We start from the raw sequence: 5,481 nt of genomic DNA on the forward strand, positions 1-5,481 counted from the left end.
CCTGAGATCAATTCAACATGAGCGGCTCATCGGTGCTATAGCTGTAAGGTGGACTCATCTTGAAAATGCGATCCAGCATATGTTCTGGGCGATCTCTGGCTTGGATTCGAGAACTGGTCGGTGCATTACTCAGCATATGTCATTCCGCGCTCTGAATGATGCGATTCTTTCGATATGCCATGAAACGCCAAAGTATAAAAATCACTACGCAGAAGTTAAAGAGCTTCTCTCCGTAGCCGACAGACTCAGAGGTGAGCGTAATAATCAAATTCACGCACTATGGGGCATAATCCTTTCGCCTGATGGCCCGAAGGAAGTGCAAGCAGATGAGGTGACTGGCTTGCTTATCAAGGCGAGAGGAAAACTTAGCTCCACTGTTGTCCATACCAAGATTGAAGAGATTGAGCGAAAGCTTGAAGAAATCGAAGAATGTCGTACTAAGATTCATTTGCTTTACAGGAAAGTGGCTGGTGAAATCAATCGCCCTGAAGAGAAAAGAACCTAACAAGCGACTGTGATCAGCCGTCAACCCTTTAGCCGACTATTCTTTGCATATGACTACGCCATTTTCCACTCCTGTTGATCGCGAACCATCGCATTCAGAATCGTGATCATCTTGCGCATACAGGCTGTTATCGCGACCTTCTTGTGCTTCCCTTGGCGTACAAGATGTTGATAGAAATTGCGCATGATCGGATTGTGCTGAATCGCAGACAGCATGGCCATATACATCACGGTTCGTATGGGCGCTCTACCACCTTTGATTCGCCGCTTGCCACGCATGGTTCCACTGTCACGGTTGTAGGGGGCGAGTCCGCAAAGCGCCGCAATTTGCCGATGGGTTAGCCTGCCTAGCTCAGGCAGCTCACCCAGCAACGTATAGGCTACTCCGTCACCGATGCCTGGAACTGTGCTGATCAGATCGTAGGTAATCTTCCATGCAGTGATTTTGGACAGCTCGCCGGCTAGCTTCGCGTTCACCCACTCAACTTCCTTTTCTAGTAGCTTGATAGTGATCCGATGCGAGCGTGCGAGGTACTTTTGAGCTTTATGCAAGCGGTTGATTTCCTGCGTTCGCATTTCCATAAGTTGTCGCTTTCTTGCCAACAAATCTTTGAATATGCGAACATTTTTCGAGGGCAGCGCCCGAACTTCCGGCTTAATCTTGACGGCAAACAGAGCGATAATGGACGCATCAAGTTTGTCCGTCTTGGCTAGAACACCTTCAGCTTTGGCAAAATTGCGGATCTGCGCTGGTTGTACAACCACGACCGGCAGCTCCTGCTCAGCGAAAGCTTCTATCAAGTCGCGTTCATAGCCTCCGGTAGCCTCTACGACAATGCGCGATAATTTGTAACGTTTGAGTTGGAAAACAAGACTTCGAATGCCGGTGGGTGAATGTTCTACCACCCAGTATTTTTCTGTCTCGTGTATGTGGATATCCAGCTGGCTTTTGCCGACATCGATACCGACATTGCGGCCACTGGGGTCACTGTAAGCTTTGGCAATTGTGTTCATAACTCACCCTTGCTACATTCGAGCTCGAGGCTCTTTCGACTGTTCGAGTTGGGATATCGAATCGGTACGGCGCCCAGGCTTGTTAACGGGCTCGCAACGCGGCGCCAGGCATGTTTCGAGCTGCCGTACCGAAAACCTGCGGCTACAGGTTTGGGCCTCACCTTATCGCCAAATGAAAAACAGGGAAATCATGGTTTTTCGATCATACAAGCGCATGTTGTCGGACTGGTTTTACGCTGCGCTCCAAACCAGCCGCAAATGCGGGCGTTACTATGCAATACGAAGCAAGATTTTCAAGTAATCTAAAAGCTAATCGTGGCGAGCTTTGGCGTTGGATTACATCCGTAGAGGGTATTTCCAATGAAATGGCGCCTTTTTTGCGGATGACTGTTCCTCGGGGAGCTATTGATCTAGAGTCGCTCTCTTTTGAGGTAGGTAAACCCGTGTTTCGCAGTTGGCTTCTCTTGTTCAAGGTGATGCCCTTTGACTATTCAGATTTTACGCTAGAAAGCATAGATTCAGGGGTGGGATTTTTTGAGAAATCTAGTATGGGTTCTATGCGCACTTGGAACCATGTAAGACGTATTTCACCCTGTGAAGGTGGGTACACACTCACTGATGAGCTGACTTTCGAACCCCAGATAGCGGGCTGGCTGTCAAACAAAATAGTGGCATTCTTTTTTGAGCACAGACATCGTAAGCTTAGGCGGCACTTTGGTACCACCTAATAAGGTAGCCACCGCGACGGCTCCTTTAATTCGCTTGCGACTCCACTACAAAATATCTGTTGCTACCCATAACAGCTTACATTCAAATTTCCTGTACTAGCCTACGCTTTAGCTGCTGAGTAAACCGCAGGTATTTTTCAACATATATCCCGTGGTCGCCATGTCTTTCGCTTCTATCCTGAAAAATGTATCCTCGCGGCAGGTGGGTTTCGCTGTCTGCGGTAGCGAAAACTTATTAATAGCTCCAGGCGCGCCTCACTGAATTATGTGCTTTCTCGCAAAGCGGTCGAGGCTGGATAAGGACAAGCATGGTCATTAACGAAATGTATAAACCGTTTTACATGGGGAGGCCACTCAGAGCGTCCTTTCTCAAAGTATTAATATACCGGTAATCGGAAGCTCCACGTTATGTTGAATCTGTTGTTTGTGGCTGTAGGCGTATTGCTTCTGACGAGTGGCGGTGAGGCACTTATCCGAGGATCTTTAGCGGCAGCAAACCGACTGGGTATCTCACCGTTGCTGAGTGGGTTATTGATTGTAGGCTTTGGAACATCTGCCCCGGAACTGGTTGTGTCAATTGATGCGGCGCTTAGTGAGCGCCCCGACATCGCAGTTGGCAACGTTGTGGGTAGTAACATCAGTAACGTTTTGCTGATTCTGGGTTTATGTGCTGTGATAAGCCCGCTGGCGGTTAAGCCACTCGCTTTGCGACGCGACGGGGTGACCGTTGTCGCGGCCAGCATTTTGTTTGTGGTACTTGTCGGTGGTGATGCGTTGGCAAGGGCGGACGCTGCCATATTTCTTTTGTCACTTGCCGCGTATTTGTTCTGGGCTTATTGGACTGAGCGCTCCGGCGATGCGCCATCCGCCGGGTTACACGTGGCTGAAGGACAGGAAGTAACGTCACTGCCAAAATCTGCTTTATGGATAGTGATGGCGGTCGTTCTGGGTTTGGCCCTTCTGATCACCGGTTCACAAGTGTTGCTAAAGGGCGCTGTAGGAATAGCCGAATCGTTTGGTGTCTCAGAAGCGGTTATTGGGTTGACCCTTGTTGCTGTCGGTACGTCGCTGCCGGAGCTGTCGATATCTGTGATAGCTGCTTTTCGTCGACATGCTGATGTGGCTATTGGAAATATCTTGGGCAGCAATATTTTCAACCTCTTGGGAATACTCGGAATCTCTGCATTGCTACAACCGCTCCCCGTCCATGAGCGGATCCTGCAGTTTGACCAATGGGTCATGTTGGGAACATCACTGATTCTATTGGTCTTTCTTTATACGGGCAGTCGGCTTGGCAGGCTGGAAGGCGGGTTACTCCTGATGGGTTATATTGCGTATGTCGGTCTGAGCTTCACCGTATTTGGCACATAACTGTGCTATTGGTGCGATATGGCAGCTTGGCTTAGTTAATTGCTGCGGCTTAGGCGCTGCGTTTGTGTTTTCTGCGCGCAGGTTCTCTTGCGGATATATTGGAGATGACAAATGAAGAGCTATCCTGAAGCACTCGACCTAATGCTGGCTGCCTGGAATGCATCAGACCCTACCGAGATTCGAAGCCTGTTGGAAAAAGCACTGGACCCAAAGGTTCGTTTCGTGGACCCAACCATTGATGTCTCCGGTATCGATGGCTTTGAGCAGAATGTCCACGAAGTGAGATCCAAGTTACCCGGCGCAGTTTACTTCCGCACCAGCGGTGTAGATTCACAGCACAATTTTCATCGTTACCACTGGGCTATCCATCAGCATGGAAAACTTTTGATCTCAGGGTTCGATGTAACGCAGACCAATGAACAGGGTAAAGTCATCTGTGTTATCGGTTTTTTTGGTGACATCCCTGACAGTTAGTTCGAAGATCGGCAAGCCGGGGCTACGAGTTTGTCTTGGCGCACCACTGCTGCGGAGTGATATCGAAGTGCCGTGGTTTGATATTACCCGCTGAGTTTCACTGGCTGTCTATGACCTTAGTCAAGATAACGATAAATCTTAAGTGCCGGAATAAACGGCTCCTTCTCGATGGTTGCATCACTTCTGCCACCGCGCTTGCTCGCTGGCTCTTCGTTTCCTACCCATCGCAGGTCGGGTAACGCCTCCTGATTTATCAGCACAATGCTGGGCGTCGGAATGCTGTAGCGAATCTTTTCGCCTTCATGAAGCGCTACTATGTTGGCTTTCAGTTGCGGTGACGGTTGTGTTCTCGCCCGGGCAAAATCGTGATTCGGGTTCTCTCGGGCGAGTTGTGACAGTGTTACTTCTCTCGCTTTGCCTTTCATTCGTCGCTCGGCAAGTTGCACCACCTCTTCGTGCTTGAGGCGTATTACCTCCCGGCGTTTTACATGCCAGCACCAGCGAAACGACAATACGGTGGGATCAAGAACTCGCAGTTGGCGATAGGCCCAAACGAGATGCAGATCGCCAAAGCGAACCTGTCGCAACGCTTTTGCTACGGTGGGGTCGCGCTGGAAGAGAGGGGAGTCCGTCTGGGTTAGCAGCGCATGAAAGGTTCGGTTATCTCTCCCGGGAGGTAAATCTTCTTTCAGGGACCGGATGGTTTCTTTCAGTATTTGCTTATAAATATTGAACTGTGCGGCGATGTCAGCGGAGCGTTGCCCGACGCACAGCAAACCTGAACGTGGTGGAAGAGGGCACTCATCGGCATACAGTGCGGTGGCGGCTTGGATCGCGACGGATCGCTGCGAAGCTTGATCTGGCAGCCAGGCCGGCAAGTTTTCACTCGTCAGCTGGTCTACCAGTTGATTCCGGGTGTTGACGAGCTGGTGGCAGACGCTCAGCAGACTAGAAATTCGGTGATCCATGGGCCCTCCTGAGAGGCAATATTAGCACACCGCATATGTAAACCTATGTATATTGGCGCAAGTAGAGCCATCGCAGTATCTAGGGAGTTTCTGGAGTTATGTTAAATAGCTGTTTGAGTTGATGACCGCTGCCTCGGCGGAGATGTTGCGGGGTGCTTAAATGGAGTGAAATATGTGTTTCACATATGTGGTGTGCTAAATCTGTTTGTTCGGCTTATCTTTGGTTGGCGGTAGGTCTCAGTTAGTGCCGCCGCGCGCCGAAAAGGCGGTGCGAGGATCCTAAAGGCATAGTGGCGGGATACCGTCGCTGCGCTATGGTGGATTAGAGGGCAAGGCCGGTCGTTACTGACTGGCGCTTTCGAGGCTGACTACAGCCTGATGCATCGCCTTGCAGCCTGTCAGAAGGAGGGTTGCCGCTATCG

At 50.2% G+C, this 5,481-nt stretch carries 6 protein-coding genes; 4 read left to right on the forward strand and 2 right to left on the reverse strand.

All coding sequences use genetic code 11. The annotated features are described in order from the left end of the window. A partial coding sequence (locus ABYP39_RS16985) for a hypothetical protein (RefSeq protein WP_372783764.1) occupies positions 1–505 on the forward strand: 505 nt, incomplete at its 5' end. A gap of 53 nt (positions 506–558) precedes the next feature. Here the strand turns inward: ABYP39_RS16985 and ABYP39_RS16990 are convergent. Then, the gene (locus ABYP39_RS16990; RefSeq protein WP_372783766.1) at positions 559–1,518 is read right to left on the reverse strand and encodes an IS110 family transposase; all 960 of its coding nucleotides are present in this window, start codon (positions 1,516–1,518) and stop codon (positions 559–561) included. A 272-nt stretch (positions 1,519–1,790) separates the two neighbouring features. On the opposite strand from ABYP39_RS16990, the gene ABYP39_RS16995 reads away from it, so the two are divergent. From ABYP39_RS16995 to ABYP39_RS17005, 3 genes are all read left to right on the forward strand, one after another. Next, complete coding sequence (locus tag ABYP39_RS16995; protein WP_372783768.1) at positions 1,791–2,246, forward strand: hypothetical protein; 456 nt, start codon at positions 1,791–1,793, stop codon at positions 2,244–2,246. A 408-nt stretch (positions 2,247–2,654) separates the two neighbouring features. Further along, complete coding sequence (locus tag ABYP39_RS17000; RefSeq protein ID WP_372783770.1) at positions 2,655–3,617, forward strand: calcium/sodium antiporter; 963 nt, start codon at positions 2,655–2,657, stop codon at positions 3,615–3,617. A gap of 111 nt (positions 3,618–3,728) precedes the next feature. Further along, on the forward strand, positions 3,729–4,091 hold the full coding sequence (locus tag ABYP39_RS17005; RefSeq protein ID WP_372783772.1) for a hypothetical protein: 363 nt from the start codon (positions 3,729–3,731) through the stop codon (positions 4,089–4,091). Between the two features lie 116 nt (positions 4,092–4,207). Here the strand turns inward: ABYP39_RS17005 and ABYP39_RS17010 are convergent, their stop codons facing one another. After that, complete coding sequence (locus ABYP39_RS17010) at positions 4,208–5,059, reverse strand: hypothetical protein (RefSeq protein WP_372783774.1); 852 nt, start codon at positions 5,057–5,059, stop codon at positions 4,208–4,210. Between the last annotated feature and the right edge of the window lie 422 nt (positions 5,060–5,481).

It is taken from the genome of Litorivivens sp. (genome assembly GCF_041625495.1).
Classification (GTDB): Bacteria; Pseudomonadota; Gammaproteobacteria; order Pseudomonadales; family Spongiibacteraceae; genus Litorivivens.

What these genes read in the sequence shown, in the direction of transcription:
- ABYP39_RS16990 (WP_372783766.1), bottom strand. Translation starts at nt 1,518, where the DNA reads ATGAACACAATTGCCAAAGCTTACAGTGACCCCAGTGGCCGCAATGTC.
- ABYP39_RS16995 (WP_372783768.1), top strand. Translation starts at nt 1,791, where the DNA reads ATGCAATACGAAGCAAGATTTTCAAGTAATCTAAAAGCTAATCGTGGC.
- ABYP39_RS17000 (WP_372783770.1), top strand. Translation starts at nt 2,655, where the DNA reads ATGTTGAATCTGTTGTTTGTGGCTGTAGGCGTATTGCTTCTGACGAGT.
- ABYP39_RS17005 (WP_372783772.1), top strand. Translation starts at nt 3,729, where the DNA reads ATGAAGAGCTATCCTGAAGCACTCGACCTAATGCTGGCTGCCTGGAAT.
- ABYP39_RS17010 (WP_372783774.1), bottom strand. Translation starts at nt 5,059, where the DNA reads ATGGATCACCGAATTTCTAGTCTGCTGAGCGTCTGCCACCAGCTCGTC.